The following is an 18,592-nucleotide window of genomic DNA, read 5'->3' on the forward strand; positions in this document are numbered from 1 at the left end:
CTTCTGTTCACCTTCAAGCTCACAATGGCTCTCCATCTATTCAAACCCTTTGCCCGGCAACCTCAGCAACTCCACCAACCCCTGCTTCTGCTCGATCCTCAGCCCGATCGGCGAATAAACCCCGTAGGTCATGCCAGGCTTCTTGTGGCCGATGATCTGGGCCGCCTCCGTCTCGGCGATGCGGTATCGCTCGAATGCCTGGGCGACGTTCTTGCGGAAGCCGTGGAAGGTGGAGCGCTGCTCGGCCTTCAGTGAACCGGCCTTAACCGCCGCGAGCGTGACCCGCCCGAACTTCTTGCCGATGTTCCAACCGCGTTTCTTATCGGGACCGCCCGGCGCCAGACTGGGGAACAGAAAGCCGGACCGGGGGCAAAGGTCGAGGAAGGGGGCCAAGGCGCTATGGACTGGCACGACACGAACGCTGCTTTCCGTCTTGCCCTCGGGAATGTCGAAATAGGTCACGCCCTCCTCCGTCTGAACGTCCGCCCATTCCAGCGAGCAGATCTCGTTCAGGCGCATTCCCGACAGCAGGGCGATGCGGGGGAGCCAATACAGAGGGTTTGGCTTGCCCTCGCTCCCAGGGCTCGACTGCAAGCTCAGCACCACCTTCAGCGCCTCGTCTGTCCACGGGGCATGGGCGTTTCTCCGCGTTTTCACCTTGGTCCAGTGGCCGGAGAAGGGGTTCTTGCCCGACACCTCCCCCCTGCTGTCCGCCCACTCCCACAACCCGTTCAACGAAGAGACGTAGCGGTTCAGGGTCCGGCTGCTGAGCACCTTGCCGCCCGCCTTCGCATAAAAGGCGAGCAACTGATCGAGGGTCCGCCCTTTCGTGTCCGGCGACCGGCCCCAGTTAGGGTCAAGCCGCTTCACCTTGTCGAAGAAGGCGGCGACCACCTTGCCCTTCACGATGGCTAGGGGCTTGTTGTCGATGTGGTCCCGAAACAGGCGAAAGACGGCTTCCATCTGCGAGATGGTTTGCATGGTGCGACGGTTAGCCGTGTCCCGCTGTATGTCGGTGATGTAGCGTGCGGAAAGATCAGAGAACGGCGCGCGGAACTCCGCAGGTGCCTCGACCTTGCCCGCCCGCGCGGCCTTGATCGCTTCCAGCGCGGCCGCCACCTCGGGATGGACCTCGTCCGGATCGGTCTCGCTCAGTTCGCCCACGCCGAGACGGCGCGCCTCGGGATCGGCATAGCCATCCCAAAGGAGGTCCAGTTGTTCGTCCAGATCGTCGGGATCGCGGAATTTCTGCTTCAGCCAGTTGATGCGCTGGACCACCTCCTCGAAGACGACATGGGGAGGCTGTGTCTCCACCTCCGACGCCCGGAGCAGGTCGAACTCCCGCTTCCAATGAGCCGCCCTCGCAAGCGCCAGATGCTGGGCCAGACGCCTGTCGGCCGTCTTCAAGTTCTCGGCAACGACCTTCTTCCCGACAGCGGATTGCACCGCCGCCGGGACCGCCATCTGAAACCACCAGACGTTCACCCTACCCTTCAGCCAATTGCCCCTCGGCGCCATTCCGTACCACCACGACCCGTCGCTCTAGTACATCGTTCTAGTACATCGATGGACCATAACCAACTGATTTCATTGATATGAAAGGGCAAGAGGGCGCGCTGGCTGGGGATCCAGGCGCCCCAGCCACCGCGCCATGCAGCCTACTCCCAGCCCTCCAGCACGATCTTGCCGATGGACCGCCCGCTCTCCAGCGCGAGATGGGCGCGGCGGAGGTTGTCCGGGGTAATGGGGCCGAAGTGGGCGCCGAGAGTGGTGCGCAGGAGGCCTTCGTCCACCAGTCCCGCGACTTCGGAGAGGATGCGGTGCTGGGTGTCCATGTCCGGGGTCTCGAACATGGAGCGGGTGAACATGGACTCCCAGGCAAGCGCCCCGCTCTTGGGCTTCAGGAGGGTGGCGTCGAGCGCGGCGGGATCGTCGATGACGCAGATGGCGCCCTGGGGCACCAGCGCCTCGACCAGCTGCGGCCAATGCTGGTGGGTGCCGGTGATGCTGAAGATGCGATGCGCGCCGCCAAGGCCGAGCGCCTTCAGCTCGCCCGCGAGCGGCTTGGTGTGGTCGATCACGTGGTCGGCGCCGAGTTCCTTCACCCAGGCGATGCTCTCGGGGCGGGAGGCGGTGCCGACGATGGTGGCGGAGGCGAGCCGGCGCGCCAGTTGCACCGCCATGGAGCCGACGCCTCCGGCGGCCCCGACGATCAGCAGCACCGTCTTGTCGTCGGCGATACCGCGCGGCAGACGCAGGCGGTCGAACAGGCTCTCATAGGCCGTGAGCGCCGTGAGCGGCAGGGCAGCGGCCTCGGCAAAGGAGAGGGTACGCGGCTTGCGCGCGGCGATGCGGGCATCCACCAGATGAAGCTCGGCATTGGTGCCGGGCCGGGTGATGGCACCGGCATAATAGACCTCGTCGCCCACCGCGAACGCTCCGGCGTCGGCACCCACCGCCTCCACCACGCCGGCCGCATCCCAGCCGAGGATCACCGGTGCCTCGGCCGTCCCCTGGCGGCGCATGCGCACCTTCGTATCCACCGGATTGACCGAGATGGCCTTCACCCGCACCAGGAGGTCGCGCGGGCCCGGAACGGGGTTCGGCGCCTCGAAGGCGAACAGGGCATCCGGACTGTCGGCGGGACGGGAGGTAACGTAACCGATGGCCTTCATGACGATCTCTCTCGAAGCTGGCGCGGGGCGCGCCGGTGTCCCCTAATCTTGATTGTCCGGCGTGCGGCGCAAGACGGCACAATCGGGTGGGCTGGTATCAGTCATGATACGTTGTGTGGCGCGGGCGATCGCCCTCCGCCATACTTCGCTGCCATTGCGGTGGTTGGAGGGATGAGCATTGGCAACGCGCCACATGACCTATCCGGGAACGGGATGCCCCGTGGAAGCGACGCTGGCGCTGATCGGCGCCAAGTGGAAGGGCGCGACGCTCCATCACCTCATGGGCGGCGAGCTGCGTTTCTCCGAGCTGCGCCGGAGGATGCCGAACGTCACCCAGCGCATCCTCTCCAAGGCGCTGCGCGAGCTTGAGGCGGACGGGCTGGTGCCGCGCCGGGTCTATCCCACGGTCCCGCCGCAAGTCGGCTACCGGCTCACGCAGAAGGGCGAAGCGTTGCGCGGCGTCGTGGAGGCGCTGGCCGATTTCGGCCGCGGCCATCTGCAGGGCGCGGCCTGCCCGTTTCCCCATGCCGAGCACGCGCTGGCCGCCGAATAGCGCGCCAGCACCACCAAATTCGGCTAGTGTCGGGCCATGCCCCGTCCGTACCATCATGGCCCGCCCTCGGATCATTTCGACGGCACGCGCTTCTTCAATCCTGACCACCCCTCCACCGACAAGAGCCTGAAGGATCTTCTCGCCTGGCGCCGCGCCAAGCGGGGACAGGAGCCCGTGCCCGTCGGTTGGCCGGCCGAGCCACGACTCCCCGCACGGCAGGAGACGCCGCCTCCGCGCGTGACGTCCGGCATCCGCATCACCATGGTCGGGCACGCCAGCGTGCTCATCCAGGTCGCGGGGCTGAACATCCTCACCGACCCGGTCTGGTCGGAGCGCGCAGGCCCGCTCCGGTTTCTGGGGCCTAAGCGGCACACCGCGCCCGGCATCGACTTCGGCGCGCTGCCGCCCATCGATTGGGTGCTGCTCAGCCACAACCACTACGACCACATGGATCTCGCGACGCTGCGTCGCCTCCAGCGCACCCATCGCCCGCGCGTGCTGACGCCGCTCGGCAACGACAAGATCCTGCGCCCGCAGATCAAGGCCCTCGACATCACCACCGGCGACTGGGGAGAACGCTTCGATCTCGGCGCGGGCGTAGAGGCGATCCTCCATCCCGCTAACCACTGGTCGGCGCGCGGCATAAGGGACCGGCGGTTTGCCCTGTGGGCCGGCTTCGTGCTGGCGACGCCCGAGGGGCTGATCTATTTCGCCGGCGATACGGGCTATGGCACCGGCGCCATCTTCCGGTCGGTCAAAAGCGCGTTCGGCGCGCCGCGCGTGGCGCTGATCCCCATCGGCGCCTATGAGCCGCGCTGGTTCATGGCGCCCCAGCACACCAATCCCGCGGAGGCCGTCCGCATCCTGGAGGACACCGGCGCCACGCAGGGCCTGGGCATCCACTGGGGTACGTTCCGCCTCACGGACGAAGCGCAGGATGCGCCGAAGCGGGCGCTGGGCGAGGCTCTCGACGCCGCAGGCATCGCGCGGCACCTTTTCCTGCCGCTTCACCCGGGGCAGGTGTGGGAGGCGCGCGCTTAGCCGAGCGCCGCTTCCAGGCGGTCGGCGATGGTCTTCAGCACCTTCACCCGGCCGTAGCGCTTGTCTTCGGATTCCACCAGCGTCCACGGGGCGACGCGGGTGGAGGTCCGGTCCACCATCTCGGTCACGGCCGCCTCGTAGAGCGGCCATTTCTCGCGGTTGCGCCAGTCCTCGGGGGTCAGCTTGAAGCGCTTGTAGGCGACGGTCTCGCGCTCCTCGAAGCGGCGGGCCTGCTCCTCCTGGCTGATGGCGAGCCAGAACTTCACCACCACATAGTGCGCGGCCGAAAGCTGGGCCTCGAAATCGTTGATCTCGCCATAGGCGCGGCCCCAGTCGTCCGGCCCGCACAGGCCCTCCACGCGCTCCACCAGCACGCGGCCGTACCAGGACCGGTCGAAGATAACCGTGCGCCCATGGGCCGGAATGTGCCGCCAGAAGCGCCAGAGATAGGGCCGCGCCCGCTCCTCGTCGGTCGGGGCGGCGATGGGATGGACGCGGAAGCGGCGCGGATCGAGCGCTCGCCGCAGCCGCATGATGGTGGAGCTCTTGCCCGCCGCATCCGAGCCCTCGAACGCCACCACCAGCCCCGCATCGGCAAAGCGCGGGGAATTGGTGAGGCGGGTGATGCGGCTCTGTTCCTGCGCCAGTTGGCGGTCGTAATCGTCCTCACTGAGCGATTTTGACAGGTCCAGCGTGGAAAGGATGGAGAAGGTCGGCAGCGCCGGGGGCAGCCGCGTGGGGTTGGGCGCGAGCGGCTGGGGCGCCGGCTCAGGCTCAGCGACCAGGGCGCGCAGCTTTTCCAGCAGCAGGCTGCCGGCCATGGCGTCGCGATACTCCTCGTCGGCCGCCGGAACCACATGCCAGGGCGACGTTTCGGTGGAGGTGGCCCGGGCGGCGTCCTCGGAGATGGCGAGTAGCCGTTTGCGCGGGCCGGCGCCTTTCAGCTCCTCCCATTCCCGCACCACGGGGCGCTGCCAGTCGCCTTTGGTGACGCCCTTGAGGCGGACGCGCGCCTCCTCCGCGTCGAGATAGAGCCAGATCTTGAGCAGGCTCACGCCCTCGGCGTGGAGCATCGCCTCGAAGCGCTGGATTTCCTCCAGCGCCGCCATGAAGTTGCCGCGCTTCATCTCGTCCAGTGCCCGCCTGCAGAGGGGCGCGTGGTACCAGGAACCGAGCATGATGCCGATCTGGCCGAAGGGCGGCAGCTCGCGCCAGTATTTCCACATGGCCGGGCGATCTTCCGGCGCGCAGGGCATGTCGAAGGTCAGCGTCTGGAGCTTGCGCACATCCAGCCAGCCATAGAGGCGGTTCAGCACCGCCCCCTTGCCGGCGCCATCGGGGCCATGGATGAGGACGATGAGGCTGCGCCGCTTCTGCTCGATCAGCTGGAACTGCGCGGTGAGCAAATCCTCGCGCAGGCTGGGCTCCATCGCCTTGAAGGCGGCCTTGTCGAGATGATGCGCGAACGTCGCGGATTCGAACATGCCGCCTCTCCTCGTGCCGGGGGAGGCAACGTGGACGACCGCTCAGGCCGATGCAACCTTCTGGGTGGCGGCGGACGGCACCTTCACCCACGCCTCGCCGTCCAGCACCACCTCGCCCTTCACCGTGCAGATGCAGGAGAGCCGCGCGCGGAAGCGCTCGGGGATCAGTTCCACCACGCGCACTTCCACCTCCACCGTGTCGTCGATGCGCACGGGGGCACGGAAGTTCAGCGTCTGGGAGATGTAGACCGCGCCCGGACCCGGAAGGCGGGTGCCGAGAACGGCGGAGATCAGGCTCGCCGTATAAAGGCCATGGGCGATCCGGCCACCGAAGGGCGTGCGCGCGGCGAAATGCTGGGACAGATGGATGGGATTGCGGTCGCCGGTCAGCTCGGCGAAGCCCACGATGTCGGAGGAAGACACCGTCTTCGACATGCGCTCGATGCGCCCAACCGTCAGGTCTTCAAAAAAGAGGTTCTGCAATTCGAGGAACATGGGCGCGCTTCCGTTATGCTTGTCGGGGCGCGCACTCTAGAAGGCAGCCGCACGGGTGGAAAGTCGGCCGAAATGGTAAGCCGGAACGTCGCAGGCAAGCCGGATGGCAGAAGGAGGCGGCCTTAAGCCGCCTCTCCCTTGAGCTTGCGCATCAGCTCTTCCAGCTCCGCGCTCTTCTCCGCCGGCAGCACCACGTTCACCCGTGCCAGCAAGTCGCCGTGGCCCCCTGTCGCATTGGGCAGGCCCTTGCCGCGCAGGCGGAAGGTGCGCCCGCCGGAGGTCCAGGCCGGGATGGCGAGTTCCACCGCGCCGGTGAGCGTCGGCACCCGCACCTTGGCACCGAGCACTGCATCGGCGAGCGGCACGTCCAGAGACTGCCTGAGGTCGTCGCCATCACGCTCGAACAGCGGATGGCTGGCATAGGAAATAGTCACGTAGGCATCGCCGGCCGGGCCGCCCATGGGGCTCGGCTCGCCCTGCCCCTTGAGGCGCATCCGGTGCCCCTCGCGGGTGCCGGGGGCGATCTTGATATCGATCTGCTTGCCGTTGGGCAGCCCGACACGCTTCGACGCCCCCTGCGTCGCCTCCTCGAAGGAGACGGGGAGCGTGATTTCCATGTCGGCGCCCGGCTGGGGCGCGAAACCGCCACCGGCGGACCGGCGCTGCCGACCGAAGCCGAAGATGTCGCCGATATCCTCGAACCCGCCGCCACCGCCACGGGACGTGCGCCGGGCTCCTTCGGGACCGAAGGAGAAGCTCTCGAAAATCGTGTCACCGTCGAAGCCGGAAAAGCCGCCGGGCCCGCGCCGGGGGCCGCCGCCGCCGAAGCCGGTGAATTCCGGAGCGCGCGGCTTGCCCTCCGCGTCGATCTCGCCGCGGTCGAACTGGCCCCGTTTCTCCTTGTCGGAGAGAATCTCGTGCGCCGTGTTCAGCTCGGCGAAGCGGTCCTGGGCCTTGGGATCGGACGCATTGGCATCCGGGTGGAGCTTCTTCGCGAGCTTGCGGTAGGCGCGCTTGATCTCTGCCTCGTCGGCGGTCTTGGAAACACCGAGGACGTCGTAGGGATCACGCATGAATAGTCACCTCGCCGGCCGGCACTCAGGCGGCCAGCCGCAGGGAACATGTGGTTCGCGGCGCAGAAAATGCAACGGCACCGCTCAACCCGATTGCGCTTTTGTGCGCCATGCCCGTTTTCCGCGCCACTCCTCGGGAGAAGGCTCAGGCGCGACCGAGCAGGCGGACCTGGTTGAGCGTTGTGCCGGTGCGGCCCTTGCACGCCTCGCCCTGCACCCAGCGGTCGGCGGACTTGCCGTCCACCAGCGAGATCATGAAGCCGCGGCAACCGGCCTGGGTCGGGCCGACCGGGGTCGCCGTGCCACGGGCGCCGGTCTCCGGATTGTCCCACGGCACCGACACGTCGCCATCCCGGGCGGCGAGCGCCTGGTCGAGGGCGAGCTTGGCCTGCGTCCAGTCGCCGGCGGTGATGCCCTTCGGGGCCGGCCCTTCCGGCACCGGCAGGGAGACCTGCGTCGCCTTGATGGAGCCGGTGACGAGCGAATCGTCGTCATGGAACGGCGCGCTGGCGCAACCGGACAGGAGCGCGGCGAGAAGACACGCGCCTGCCATGGCCGCGAGCCCTTCGCGCGGGCGCCCGACACTTCTATATAGAACGATGAAGCCGCCCGGAGAGGCGTGCGAACGGTCAGACACGAGGGGCTCCACATGACGGCGAGCGACACCATGGAACCCCGTGATCCCTTAACATCCGGTGATTTCACCGAATCTTCTGAGCCTTTCCGTCTTTTTGCCGAATGGCTCGAGGAGGCCGGCAAGTCCGAGCCCAACGATCCGAACGCCATGACCCTCGCCACCGTGGATGAGGACGGGCTGCCGGACGCGCGCATGGTGCTGCTGAAGGGGCTGGACGAACGCGGCTTCGTCTTCTTCACCAACACCGGCAGCGCCAAGGGACGTGAACTGGCGGCCCATCCGAAGGCGGCGCTGGTGTTCCACTGGAAGTCGCTGCGCCGGCAGGTGCGGGTGCGCGGTCCGGTGGAGCAGGTGAGCGACGCGGAGGCGGACGCCTATTTCGCCACCCGCCCCCGCCTCTCGCAGATCGGCGCCTGGGCCTCGACCCAGTCGCGCCCGCTGGAAGGCCGCTTTGCGCTCGAGGCCGCCGTGGCGACGACGACCGCGAAATATGCCCTCGGCACCGTGCCGCGCCCGCCCCACTGGACCGGCTTCCGCATCCTGCCCGTGGCCATCGAGTTCTGGCACGATCGGCCCTTCCGCCTGCACGACCGCGTGGTGTTCCGCCGCGCCGGCGAGGGCGAGGCCTGGACCAAGACGCGGCTCTATCCCTGACCGAAAGGGTTGGCGGCGGGGCTGACGGGACTTGACCCGGACGTGGGCGGATGCTGCATCACGTTCGCCCGCTGTGGCCGAGGCTGACATCATGACATCCGAAACCGAAGACCGGCCGCGCATCATGCTCCTCACCGGGGCCTCGCGCGGCATCGGCCACGCCACGGTGAAGCGCTTCTCCGCCGCCGGCTGGCGCGTCATCTCCTGCTCGCGCCATGCTTTTCCGGAGAAGTGCCCGTGGGGTGCCGGCCCCGAAGACCATCTGCAGGTGGACCTTTCGAGCCCTGCCAGCACCAAGGCGGCCATCGCCGAGGTCAAGAGCCGCCTGCCAGAGGGCAAGCTCGACGCGCTGGTCAACAACGCCGCCATCTCGCCCAAGGGCGAGGGCGGCACCCGCCTCGGTACGCTGGACACCGACCTCGAGACCTGGGTGGACGTGTTCCAAGTGAATTTCTTCGCCCCCATCATCCTCGCCCGCGGGCTTTCGGCGGAACTGGAGAAGGCGCAGGGCTCGGTGGTGAACGTCACCTCCATCGCCGGATCGCGGGTGCACCCCTTCGCGGGGGCGGCCTATGCCACCTCGAAGGCGGCGCTGGCCTCCCTGACGCGGGAGATGGCTTCCGACTTTGGTCGCAGGGGCATCCGGGTGAACGCCATCGCGCCGGGCGAGATCGACACCGCCATCCTCTCGCCGGGCACGGACAAGATCGTGGCGCAGATTCCCATGCAGCGCCTCGGCACGCCGGACGAGGTGGCGAAGATCATCTACGTGCTATGCACGGAGACCTCCTCCTACCTCAACGGCGCCGAGATCCACATCAATGGTGGCCAGCACGTCTGACGCGGCGGTCTACAGCCAGCCGCGCCACTTGAAGAAGACGTAGGGCAGGATGCCGGAGATCACCATCGCGACGAGCGCCGCCGGATAGGCATAGGTCCAGCTCAGCTCCGGCATGTGCTGGAAGTTCATGCCATAGATCGAGGCGATCAGCGTCGGCGGCATCAGCACCACCGAGAGCACGGCGAAGATCTTGATGATGTTGTTCTGTTCCAGGCCCACCATGCCGATGGTGGCGTCCAGCAGGAACTGCAGCTTGTCGCCGAGGAAATTGGCGTAGTCGGACAGTCCGGCCACGTCCCGGCTCATGGACTTGATGTTGGCCTTGCCGTCTTTCGCGATGGTCGAGCCGTCGGTGTCCGCGCCGAGGAAGGAAATGAGCCGCTGCAGGGAAGCAAGGCTTTCCCGGGCGTAGGAGACGAGACCCTCCTTGCGGCCGATGTGGGACAGGATGGCGCGGTAGCGCTGGTTGGCATTCTCCCGACCGCTGGAACGCTCGAAGATGCGCCGAGAGATGCGCTCCACGTCCGCACCGATCTGTTCCAGCACGTCGGCGGAACGGTCCACCACGGCCTCCAGCAGTTCGATGAGGATATCCTCGCCCTTCACCGTTGCAGGGCACGACTTGCCCAGCCGGTTGGAGACCGAGGGGAATGCCCGGGGCTCGCCGTAGCGCACGGTGATGAGGCGGCCGCGGGTGAGGATGAAGGTGACGGCCAGCATCACCGGCGTCTCGGTATCGGCGCCGCAGAGTATGGTGGCGGTCATGTAGCGCGCGCCGTCCTCCACATAGAGGCGGCTCGACTGCTCGATTTCGCCCATCTCCTCGCGCGTGGGCACGGAGATGCCGGCGAACGATTCCGCCCGGTCGTCGTCCGCCTCGGAGGGGGAGATCAGGTCGACCCAGACCGCGGCCTCGGGGATGGGTCCGTCCGTGACCGGAACGGCCTCAAGGCTTCCTTGTCTGGCGATATAGGCGAAGAGCATGCGGCGGTCCTTGATCGGCCCGCCCTTCTAGCCCGCCGCGAGGCGTGTGGGAACCGAGCCGATCGGGAGGTGCGACCGCCGCCGCTTCCACTCCCCGCTACGGATACCACCCATCCGGACGTCCGGCGGCAAAACGGTGTCGCCGCCGATCGGGACGTGGGGGTGTCGATGCGTGACATCTTGCGGCCAGCGCACCGCTTTCACCACCCCGGTCCGGCCCCCGCGCCGGTTCCGGGTGGACCATCGCTCCCGCCTCAGGCGGCGAGGAAGTCGATGTCCTTGAGGGTGACGACCTTGTTGGCCTGCGCCGCCTTGGCCTCGACCGCCTTCTTGTCGCTCGCCTGCTGGGCGGCCGCGGCTACGGCGGAAATGCCGATGTCGCGCCACTGCTGGCTCTGCGCCGTACGCTTCAGATCCGATTCCTCCCGGGGGCTGAGCCCTTGGTGTCCGGTAGACATGTCCCAACTCCTGTGTGGTGCGCCGTTACGCAGCGGCACCTTCGCGTGACCCCTTCAGAGATGGCGATCAACTGCGTCAAAACTGTGCAGCCGATGCGACTTCTCCGCGGTCATACGAAGAGTAGGCGCCCCAAAGCTTGCGAAACTCCAAAGAGGGTGCCGAAAGGGCAATCTGTGAGGCATTTCTGCAACGCTTTCTCACAAGCATCCGCTCCTCAACTGAACACCCTTCTAGCGGAGCGGACATTGGGTTAATTCATTTTTGCGGGTCGAATCCTCCTTGTGCGTCAAGGGAAGAGTTAAAGAGGCGAGCTATGATGTGGCGGGTCGTCGGGGCACTGCTGACGGGATTGATGCTCAGCGGCTGCGTGTCCGAGACAATTGCGCCGGCGCCGGAAACGGCGATGACGGCGCGTGACAAGCAGCTTCTTGCAAACAAGCCGTACCCGAATGTGAAGCCTTCGGGTCAGTATGCGCGGCATATCGTTGAGTATCCGACCAACAAGAAGCCGGGAACGGTGGTCGTCGATACCCCGAACAAGTACCTTTACTACGTGGAAGGCAACGGTAAGGCGATCCGCTACGGCGTGACCGTCGGCGAGGAAAGCCTCGCCTTCCGCGGCCAGGCCAAGGTCGGTCGCAAGACCGAATGGCCGAGCTGGACTCCCACGCCGGAAATCCACCAGCGCATTGCCGGCCTGCCCTCCTATGTGGCGCCCGGTCCCCACAATCCCATGGGCGCCCGCGCCCTGTACCTCTACCAAGGCAATCAGGACACCCTGTTCCGTATCCACGGCACCAACCAGCCGGAATACATTGGCCAGGCAATCTCCTCGGGCTGCATCCGCATGCTCAATGAGGACGTGATCGATCTCTACAGCCGGGTTCCGGTTGGTGCCGAGGTCGTGGTGCTCTGAGCCCGACGGCTGTCTGACGCAAAAAGGGCGCGGCTTGGCCGCGCCCTTTTTTGTTTGCGTGCTCTCCTTACGGAAGATGGCAAAGCCTTCAGTCGGCCTGCCCCTGCTTTGGCTGGGAGCCCTTTGAGCCACCATCCTTGGTCTGAGTATTCTTGGCTGGGGATGTCTTCGTCTGGCCGGGCTTTGCGGCGCGATCCGCGCCCGGCGCGTCACTTTTCGCCGTGCCCTTCCCGGTAGCGGGTTTGCCGGTGGCGGGTTTGCCGGATGCAGCCCCGCCCTTGGGCGGGGGAAGTGGTGCACTCTGGGCCTGGGGCTCGGACTCGGCATTCCCGGCGGCGGTTGCCCCGACCTTCTCCGCCGCCTCGTCATCTCCTCCCCCGGTCGAAGCCGCCGGAGCGGTCGCCGCAGGCTTGTCCTTGCGCGACGCCACGGCTGAACCGGCGTCGAGATTCCAGTGGCACAGCTTGAAGTCATTCCGGCGCTGGGCGAGGTCCACATGGATGTGATCCTCGTGATAACCGTCTGAGCCGGGGCCGAGCACCGTGGCGAAACGGGTGCAGGCACTGTCCTTCATGGACGCACGCAGGGCCATCGGCAGGCCCCCCTTCGCGACCGTCCACACCCGCCCGTCGCCCAGCTCGAAGCCGCCCACATCCACCGCATTGCCGCGGCCGTGCTCACTCATCTTGGCGCCCGCCACCCGGTTGCGCGGGCGGCAATTGTAGGAATCGGCGATGCGGATCGCCGTCAGCTCCCCGCCGGCGTCAGCGACGGCGGGGGCCAGAGCCTCACTCATCCACGCCGCGGCAGCCATGGTCATTTCACATCGCGAGATCGCCGCCGGCTTCAGCGGAAGCATCCGTCCATCGGCCAGCCGAACCGCGGTCAGTCTGACCGGGATGAACGTGCCGCAGACTGGACTGGGAGTGAGGGACGTCTCGAGGCTGGCCTCGATCGCCCCCTCCGCGATCAGATCGGCGCAGGCGGCGGGCATCACCATGGGGCCGGCCGGTGCCGACGGCACCACGCTCGGAGATACGGCCGATGGAGTCGGGACTCTCGGGCCGCCGGAGGTCACCGCGGCGTCGGGCGCCGTCTCCCGCGAGGCCACCTGCGGCCGCTGCGCAGGCCGTACGGGATCCCGCACGAAGCGATCGGCCCTGCCTACGTCCACCGGTCCCTCCTGCCGCGCGGCGTCCTGCCCATCGGCCTCAGCCGCGCTGTCCTCTTCCGCCAGCTCCGGCGGACGCCGCGGCGGAAGCGGGGCCGCGCGCAGGGAGGGCACCCGCGCAACCGCCGAAGAGGAGGACGCCTTGAGATCCTTGGGCTTGACGGGTGGCAGCGGGGTCGCCGCGCTGGATGGGCCGGGCATCGTGAATGCGACCAGGCCGATGCATACGGCGAGCGGTATCCCCGCCGTCCACGGCACCGCCCTCCGCAGCGCTGCGTCGGGCATGGTCAGGGAACGGCTCGGAGCGGCGGGTCGTCTGGATGACATACACGTGATACTAAAGACGTCCTCCGCCGCGGTCGAGCCGGCCTGCGGGAGCCCCTCCCCGCCCAGCGGATGAACCCATGCAGGATCTGACCGCGCTGCTTTTCGACAAGGACGGCACCCTGGTGCACTTCGACCGCACCTGGGGTCGGGCGGCCGGTGCGGTCATGCGGCAGATGGCACGCGATGACGCCCATGCCGTCGCCCGGCTCGAGGCGGTGAGCCACTATCTCCCCGACGAGGAGCGCTTCCTGCCCACCTCGCCCCTCGTTTCCGGCTCGTCGGCCCATTATGGCCCGCTCTGGGCTCACGCTCTGGGTCGCCCCGCCGATGCCGGTTTCCTCGCGGAGATTGATCGCCTGTTCGCGGCCGAGGGCCTCGCCAACCTCACGCCCATTGGCCATCCCGCCCGGGCGTTGCAACGGCTGAAGGCGGCAGGCTTCGCCCTCGGTATCGTCACCAATGACGCGGAAGAGAACGCCCGTCAGCAGGCGGCAGCCCTCGGCTTTCTCGATCTTCTCGACGCGGTTCACGGCTATGATTCCGGCTTCGGCTCAAAGCCGGGTCCGGGAATGGTGGCGGCTTTCGCCGAGCGGTTCGGCCACCGCCCATACGCAATGGCAGTGATCGGCGACAGTGCCCACGACCTTGCGGCCGCACGTGGGGCGGGCGCGCGCTTCATCCTGGTGCGCAGCGGGCCGGCGCCGGTGGACGATCTCGTCACCGATGCGGATCTCGTGGTGGACAGCGTGGACGACCTGCCCGAGGTCCTCCTCGCCTCGGGGGGCAAAGCCTCTTCCCTCGCCGCCGAAAACGCGGTCTAACCAACCGGCAACGGCGCAGGACGCGCACCACAGGCCGCAGGATGATCAGACGCCGGCTTTACACCGAGGAGCGCTATTCACCGCTGGCCCGCTGGAGCTTCCGGCTGGCGCTGTTCTCGGTGCCCGTGGTGGCGCTTGCAGCCGGTCTCTATCGCGCGGGAATGCTGGATTTCCAACCGGCCATCGCCACGCTGTCGGCGGGGCTCGGCATGGCGCTCATCGCCGCCGCCATGGGTATCGTCGCCTTCTTCATCACCTGGGAAACGGGATGGCTCGGCATAGGCCGCGCCATTGCTGCGGTCGCCATAGGCGGCCTGGTTCTCGCGGGGCCTGCCGCCGTTCTCGCGCGTGGCATGATGCTGCCGAAGCTCACCGATATCGCGACGGACCCCACCGATCCGCCCCGCTTTCGCGCCCTCATGCTGGCCCACCCCCGGGATGCCAACAGCCTTGCCTTCGGCGGGTCGGCGGCGGCCGAGACCCAGCGTATGGCCTATCCCGGCATCAAGCCTGTCGACCTCACGGCGACGCCGGAAGAGGCGTTCAATACGGTCCTTGCCCTGGTGCAGAAGCGGCGCTGGCACATCCTCGATGCGATTCCCCCGCGCGGAACCCGGCGCGACGGTCAGATCGAGGCCGTGGCGGTTTCGCCCGTCATGGGTTTCCGCAGCGATGTCTCGATCCGCATTCGGCCAACCGCGAAGGGGGCGCGGGTCGATGTGCGGTCCTCCGCCCGCTATGGCATCCATGACCTTGGCACCAACGCCCAGCGCATCGAGGCGCTGATGGCGGACTTGGCGGCCGAGCGGCGGCGGCGCTGAGTCTCAGACCGCAGGCGTTCCCAGAAGCGCGACGGCAGCCGCCGCCTCTTGCGGTGGCAACGGTTCCACCAGACCCGGGCCTTCATTGCGGACGGAATTGACGCTGGCCGAAACCGGGGTCAGGCGAAGAGCCCCGCCGGGATAGGAGTGCATCAGGGCGGCGCCCTCCTCCCCCTCCAGCCAGGCTGAGATTTCCGAGTCGTGCAGGATCACCGGCATGCGCTCGTGCAGCGGGCGCAGGCGTTCTGTGGCGGGGCAGGTGAGAATGGTGAAGGTGCGGAGCCATTGGCCCGTGCCGGGATCCTTCCAGCCCTCCCACAGACCGGCAAAGGACATGGGAGAGCCATCGGCGCGGGAAATGACGAAGGGCTGGCGCCGCTTGTCCACGGCCTTCCACTCATAGAAGGCGTCGGCAGGGACGATGCAGCGGCGCCGGGCGCGCCAGGCCCCACGGAAGGTCGGCTTTTCGGCAACAGTCTCCGAACGCGCGTTGATGAGGCTGCCACCGCCGGATGGGTCCTTGGCGAAAGACGGCACCAATCCCCAACGCAGCAGATCGAGATGACGTCGCCCCGTCTCGGGATTTCGGCGGACGACCATGAGAGTCTGAGTCGGCGCCGCGTTGTAGCGGGGCGGGACGTTGGGCAGAGGCGCCAGCGTCGGATCAACCCCGAACAGGGCGGCGAGGGCCGCTGGGGGCGTCAGCTGGACGAACCGTCCGCACATGGCCGCGCCGGTCTCTCTCGCGTCAGGCCGCCCGGCGGAATCGGCCGGTGATGGCTGCCGTCCCGTCGGTAACGACCCGGCCGCTGGCCACCAGATGCTCGAGATGCGCCAGAACAGTGAGCGATGCCGCTCCCACCAATCGGGGGTCGAGGCCGATATAGATGCCCCGCACCAGATCGGGAATCGTCTCCACGTCCCGGTCCAGCGCCCGCAGGATCGCGGCCTCCCGCGCCACGCGATGGGCGAGGTAATCGCGCACGAACGCCGGGGCGCCGCGCACGGGCCCGCCGTGGCCGGGGAGGTAGACCGACTCGGTACGCGCCGCGAAGCGCTCGAGCGATCGGATGTAGTCGCCCATGGAGCCGTCAGGGGGCGCGACGATGGAGGTGGCCCATGCCATCACATGATCGCCGGAGAAGATGAGATCTTCCTCGGCCAGCGCGAAGGCCATGTGGTTGGCGCAATGCCCCGGGCTCGCGATACCCGTCAGCGTCCAGCCCGGACCACCCACCGCCTCACCGTCGGGCAGGACGACGTCCGGCCGGAAGTCCATGTCGGCGCTGGCGTCCAATGGGTTCACCTCGCCGATGGCGAGCGGGCGGGCGGCGCGATGTTGCCCCTCCGCAACAGTCGGCGCACCGGTGGCGGCCTGGATGGCGCGCGCCGCGGGGGAATGGTCGCGATGGGTATGGGTGATGACGATGTGGCTGACGGTCTCGCCGCGCACGGCATCGAGCAGCGCCGCAATATGGGTGGGATCATCCGGCCCCGGATCGATGATCGCCACCGTGCCTCTGCCTACGATGTAGGAGCAGGTTCCGGTGAAAGTGAAAGGCGAGGGATTGGGCGCCACGATGCGCCGGACCAACGGCGTCACCTGATCGAGGCGGCCGGCTGGAACGTCAAAGCTTCGGTCGAAGGCGATTTCGTCGCTCATGGGGCAACGCTAGCCCAGTTGAGGCTTCAGCGACAACCCGCGGCGGTGGCGGGCTCCGGGCGGATCGGCGCGCGCTGATGCGCTTTGATGGTTCGGAAACGGCGGCCTGGACCGGAACGGGATCGGATCGCCAAGCCGGGGTCGCGCAGGCAAAAGAAAAGCCCGCTGCCGAGGCAGCGGGCTTCACGATGAAGCAGAGCTTCGATCAGAACTTGTAGTTCACACCCGCGCGGAACGAGTTGAACTTGGAGTCCGTACCAGCGCTCAGGCCGGGCGCGATCGCGACGGCGTCCACGTTGGCAGAGCCGAGGTCGACGTAGAGGTATTCGGCCTTGAACGTCCAGTTGTTGGTGATGGCGAACTCGCCGCCGGCACCGATGGTCCAGCCCCAGTTGGTGCTGGACTGGTCGAACACCTGCACGCCCAGGATCGAAGCCGTGGTCGCGGTCTTGCCGTAGGCCACACCACCGGTGATGTAGGGCAGGAACCGGTCGATCGCGTAGCCGAGGCGGGCGCGGATCGTGCCGAAGTAGTCGATGGTGGTGCCAGCGCTCACGACCGGCAGGCCGAGGACGGAAGCGCTGACGGTGCCAGCGATGTTGGCCCACTGCAGGTCGGTCTCGATGCCGAGCACGACGTTGTTCGCGAACTGGTAGTTGTAGCCGATCTGGCCACCGGCGTAGAAGCCGGAGGAGTTCAGGCTGGCCGAGGCGACCGGGGCGCCGAAGTAGTTGACGTCGTAGGTGAACGAGTCACCGCCGTAACCGACGTTGCCACCGATGTAGAAGCCGGTCCAGGAGAACACCGGAACGACGGCAACCGCCTTGACGGGATACTTCGTCGCCAGGTCAGCAGCCGCGGCCGGAGCCGAGAGCGCCGCCAGCGCGACAGTGGCGAGAAGGAACCGCTTCATGACCAAAACCCCCTTGCTTGGGTAACTTGTGCTTTGGGCGAAATCACCGACGACCGTCTCGGGCCACAAGTCCTTTCGTCCAGTGACATCTATCTAGCAGGGGTCTCGCCGGAATGCCGTAACATTCTTGCCACAGTCGCCCCAAATCAGCACGCCTCGGAGCCAAATTCCTAGTATGCTACCGCTACATAGCGGTGTTCGCCGCCCTTCGCCGGCTATCGGCGCGGTCACCGGATCCGAAAGGTAAATTGTTCGTAAAAACAATCGCCTTCAAGCTGCGTTCAGAGGCCCGGATTTAGTCTGGATTCGTAGGTCTCCCGAAGGAGGACGCCATGCAACCTTACCGATTCCCCGCTTTTGCGCGGTCGGTCGCGGCCGGGGCGGCGCTCGCCGCAATCACCTCCGGCGCCGCGCTGGCGCGGCCAGACAGCCTCACGATGACGTGCGCCGCCGCGGCCGGCCTCGTCTCGAGCCAGGGCGCCGTCGTCATGGGTACCGGCCCCAACATATTCGACCGCTACGTGATTTCGCTGCGCTACTGCTCCGGCTTCGAGCAGTTGAAGCCGGAATGGATCAAGACGAAGGACAATCCGCAATGCTTCGTAGGCTACACCTGCTACGTGCCGACTCGGGACAATTCCTTCCGGTGAGGAACGACCGGCTCGAAAGGTCCGTCACGAAGGAGGATGCCATGACGACGTGCACCACCAGCCGGGTCCGCCCGGTTCTCGGCCTTGTGATGGCGGCCGGCCTTGCCGCTCTCGCCGGGCCTGCGGCGGCGCAGACGCAGAGCCGATCCTTCACCTGCACCCAGGCCGCGGCCCTCATTCAATCGAAGGGCGCCGTGGTGCTCGCCACCTCCCCCACCCTCTATGATCGCTACGTGCGGGACCAGAGCTTCTGCGTCTACGACCAGGAGACCCGCCCGGAATGGGTGCCCACGCGCGACAATCCCCAGTGCTTCATCGGCTACAGCTGCTATGTGCCCTCCCGCGGCGGCGGTCGGCGTTAAAGTTTTGGGGCCGAAATCCCGGCTGTCGGACGCAAAAAGGCCGGGCAATCGC

General features: G+C 67.2%; 21 protein-coding genes. 9 read left to right on the top strand and 12 right to left on the bottom strand.

Translation table 11 applies throughout. The features are described 5' to 3' along the window. Nucleotides 1-36: 36 nt before the first annotated feature. Nucleotides 37-1,485: a tyrosine-type recombinase/integrase gene (locus V5F74_RS25485; RefSeq protein ID WP_394010472.1), complete on the bottom strand. Its 1,449-nt coding sequence runs from the start codon at nucleotides 1,483-1,485 to the stop codon at nucleotides 37-39. 173 nt (nucleotides 1,486-1,658) lie between these two features. Beyond that, nucleotides 1,659-2,675, bottom strand: coding sequence for a zinc-binding alcohol dehydrogenase family protein (locus V5F74_RS25490; RefSeq protein ID WP_394010474.1), 1,017 nt, complete (start codon nucleotides 2,673-2,675; stop codon nucleotides 1,659-1,661). Nucleotides 2,676-2,853: 178 nt separating this feature from the next. On the opposite strand from V5F74_RS25490, the gene V5F74_RS25495 reads away from it, so the two are divergent. Both V5F74_RS25495 and V5F74_RS25500 read left to right on the top strand, forming a co-directional pair. After that, nucleotides 2,854-3,228, top strand: a complete 375-nt coding sequence (locus V5F74_RS25495; protein WP_394010475.1) for a winged helix-turn-helix transcriptional regulator — start codon at nucleotides 2,854-2,856, stop codon at nucleotides 3,226-3,228. 36 nt (nucleotides 3,229-3,264) lie between these two features. Further along, nucleotides 3,265-4,269 carry an MBL fold metallo-hydrolase gene (locus V5F74_RS25500; RefSeq protein WP_394010476.1) on the top strand — a complete coding sequence of 335 codons (1,005 nt, stop codon included), beginning with the start codon at nucleotides 3,265-3,267 and terminating at the stop codon, nucleotides 4,267-4,269. Here V5F74_RS25500 and pap read toward each other — a convergent pair. The 4 genes from pap to V5F74_RS25520 form a co-directional block, all read right to left on the bottom strand. Continuing rightward, complete coding sequence (pap, locus tag V5F74_RS25505; RefSeq protein ID WP_394010477.1) at nucleotides 4,266-5,753, bottom strand: polyphosphate:AMP phosphotransferase; 1,488 nt, start codon at nucleotides 5,751-5,753, stop codon at nucleotides 4,266-4,268. The genes V5F74_RS25500 and pap overlap by 4 nt on opposite strands. A 42-nt stretch (nucleotides 5,754-5,795) precedes the next feature. After that, nucleotides 5,796-6,248 (bottom strand): MaoC family dehydratase, encoded by a 453-nt coding sequence (locus V5F74_RS25510; RefSeq protein ID WP_029555753.1) that lies wholly within the window; start codon nucleotides 6,246-6,248, stop codon nucleotides 5,796-5,798. Nucleotides 6,249-6,370: 122 nt separating this feature from the next. After that, entirely contained in the window at nucleotides 6,371-7,321 is a 951-nt protein-coding gene (locus tag V5F74_RS25515; protein ID WP_029555754.1) for a DnaJ C-terminal domain-containing protein, read from the bottom strand. A 145-nt stretch (nucleotides 7,322-7,466) separates the two neighbouring features. Next, nucleotides 7,467-7,874, bottom strand: coding sequence for an RT0821/Lpp0805 family surface protein (locus tag V5F74_RS25520; RefSeq protein ID WP_024280855.1), 408 nt, complete (start codon nucleotides 7,872-7,874; stop codon nucleotides 7,467-7,469). A 96-nt stretch (nucleotides 7,875-7,970) separates the two neighbouring features. Here V5F74_RS25520 and pdxH point away from each other — a divergent pair, with 96 nt between their 5' ends. Continuing rightward, entirely contained in the window at nucleotides 7,971-8,612 is a 642-nt protein-coding gene (pdxH, locus tag V5F74_RS25525; protein ID WP_029555755.1) for a pyridoxamine 5'-phosphate oxidase, read from the top strand. Nucleotides 8,613-8,736: 124 nt separating this feature from the next. Beyond that, complete coding sequence (locus V5F74_RS25530; protein WP_155982467.1) at nucleotides 8,737-9,453, top strand: SDR family NAD(P)-dependent oxidoreductase; 717 nt, start codon at nucleotides 8,737-8,739, stop codon at nucleotides 9,451-9,453. A 9-nt stretch (nucleotides 9,454-9,462) separates the two neighbouring features. Here the strand turns inward: V5F74_RS25530 and V5F74_RS25535 are convergent, their stop codons facing one another. Then, nucleotides 9,463-10,437 (bottom strand): magnesium transporter CorA family protein, encoded by a 975-nt coding sequence (locus V5F74_RS25535; protein WP_029555756.1) that lies wholly within the window; start codon nucleotides 10,435-10,437, stop codon nucleotides 9,463-9,465. A gap of 254 nt (nucleotides 10,438-10,691) precedes the next feature. After that, on the bottom strand, nucleotides 10,692-10,895 hold the full coding sequence (locus V5F74_RS25540; RefSeq protein WP_024280859.1) for a hypothetical protein: 204 nt from the start codon (nucleotides 10,893-10,895) through the stop codon (nucleotides 10,692-10,694). A 314-nt stretch (nucleotides 10,896-11,209) separates the two neighbouring features. Here V5F74_RS25540 and V5F74_RS25545 point away from each other — a divergent pair, with 314 nt between their 5' ends. Beyond that, nucleotides 11,210-11,812 (top strand): L,D-transpeptidase, encoded by a 603-nt coding sequence (locus V5F74_RS25545; protein WP_029555757.1) that lies wholly within the window; start codon nucleotides 11,210-11,212, stop codon nucleotides 11,810-11,812. Between the two features lie 88 nt (nucleotides 11,813-11,900). On the opposite strand, the gene V5F74_RS25550 is transcribed toward V5F74_RS25545, so the two are convergent. Continuing rightward, nucleotides 11,901-12,812, bottom strand: a complete 912-nt coding sequence (locus tag V5F74_RS25550; RefSeq protein WP_197022935.1) for an extensin-like domain-containing protein — start codon at nucleotides 12,810-12,812, stop codon at nucleotides 11,901-11,903. Between the two features lie 575 nt (nucleotides 12,813-13,387). On the opposite strand from V5F74_RS25550, the gene V5F74_RS25555 reads away from it, so the two are divergent. Both V5F74_RS25555 and V5F74_RS25560 read left to right on the top strand, forming a co-directional pair. Continuing rightward, entirely contained in the window at nucleotides 13,388-14,131 is a 744-nt protein-coding gene (locus tag V5F74_RS25555) for an HAD family hydrolase (RefSeq protein WP_029555759.1), read from the top strand. A gap of 41 nt (nucleotides 14,132-14,172) precedes the next feature. Then, on the top strand, nucleotides 14,173-14,952 hold the full coding sequence (locus V5F74_RS25560; protein ID WP_024280863.1) for a DUF1499 domain-containing protein: 780 nt from the start codon (nucleotides 14,173-14,175) through the stop codon (nucleotides 14,950-14,952). 3 nt (nucleotides 14,953-14,955) lie between these two features. Here V5F74_RS25560 and V5F74_RS25565 read toward each other — a convergent pair whose 3' ends face one another. From V5F74_RS25565 to V5F74_RS25575, 3 genes are all read right to left on the bottom strand, one after another. Next, on the bottom strand, nucleotides 14,956-15,678 hold the full coding sequence (locus V5F74_RS25565; protein ID WP_051678819.1) for an SOS response-associated peptidase: 723 nt from the start codon (nucleotides 15,676-15,678) through the stop codon (nucleotides 14,956-14,958). 22 nt (nucleotides 15,679-15,700) lie between these two features. Beyond that, nucleotides 15,701-16,615, bottom strand: coding sequence for an MBL fold metallo-hydrolase (locus V5F74_RS25570; protein ID WP_029555761.1), 915 nt, complete (start codon nucleotides 16,613-16,615; stop codon nucleotides 15,701-15,703). 205 nt (nucleotides 16,616-16,820) lie between these two features. Further along, on the bottom strand, nucleotides 16,821-17,528 hold the full coding sequence (locus V5F74_RS25575; RefSeq protein WP_029555762.1) for an outer membrane protein: 708 nt from the start codon (nucleotides 17,526-17,528) through the stop codon (nucleotides 16,821-16,823). A 332-nt stretch (nucleotides 17,529-17,860) separates the two neighbouring features. Between V5F74_RS25575 and V5F74_RS25580 the strand changes: the two genes are divergently transcribed. Together V5F74_RS25580 and V5F74_RS25585 are read left to right on the top strand one after the other, a co-directional pair. Next, nucleotides 17,861-18,178, top strand: a complete 318-nt coding sequence (locus V5F74_RS25580) for a hypothetical protein (RefSeq protein ID WP_029555763.1) — start codon at nucleotides 17,861-17,863, stop codon at nucleotides 18,176-18,178. A 41-nt stretch (nucleotides 18,179-18,219) separates the two neighbouring features. After that, on the top strand, nucleotides 18,220-18,540 hold the full coding sequence (locus V5F74_RS25585) for a hypothetical protein (protein WP_029555764.1): 321 nt from the start codon (nucleotides 18,220-18,222) through the stop codon (nucleotides 18,538-18,540). Nucleotides 18,541-18,592: the final 52 nt, after the last annotated feature.

The organism is Xanthobacter aminoxidans (assembly GCF_043193615.1).
Classification (GTDB): Bacteria; Pseudomonadota; Alphaproteobacteria; order Rhizobiales; family Xanthobacteraceae; genus Xanthobacter; species Xanthobacter aminoxidans.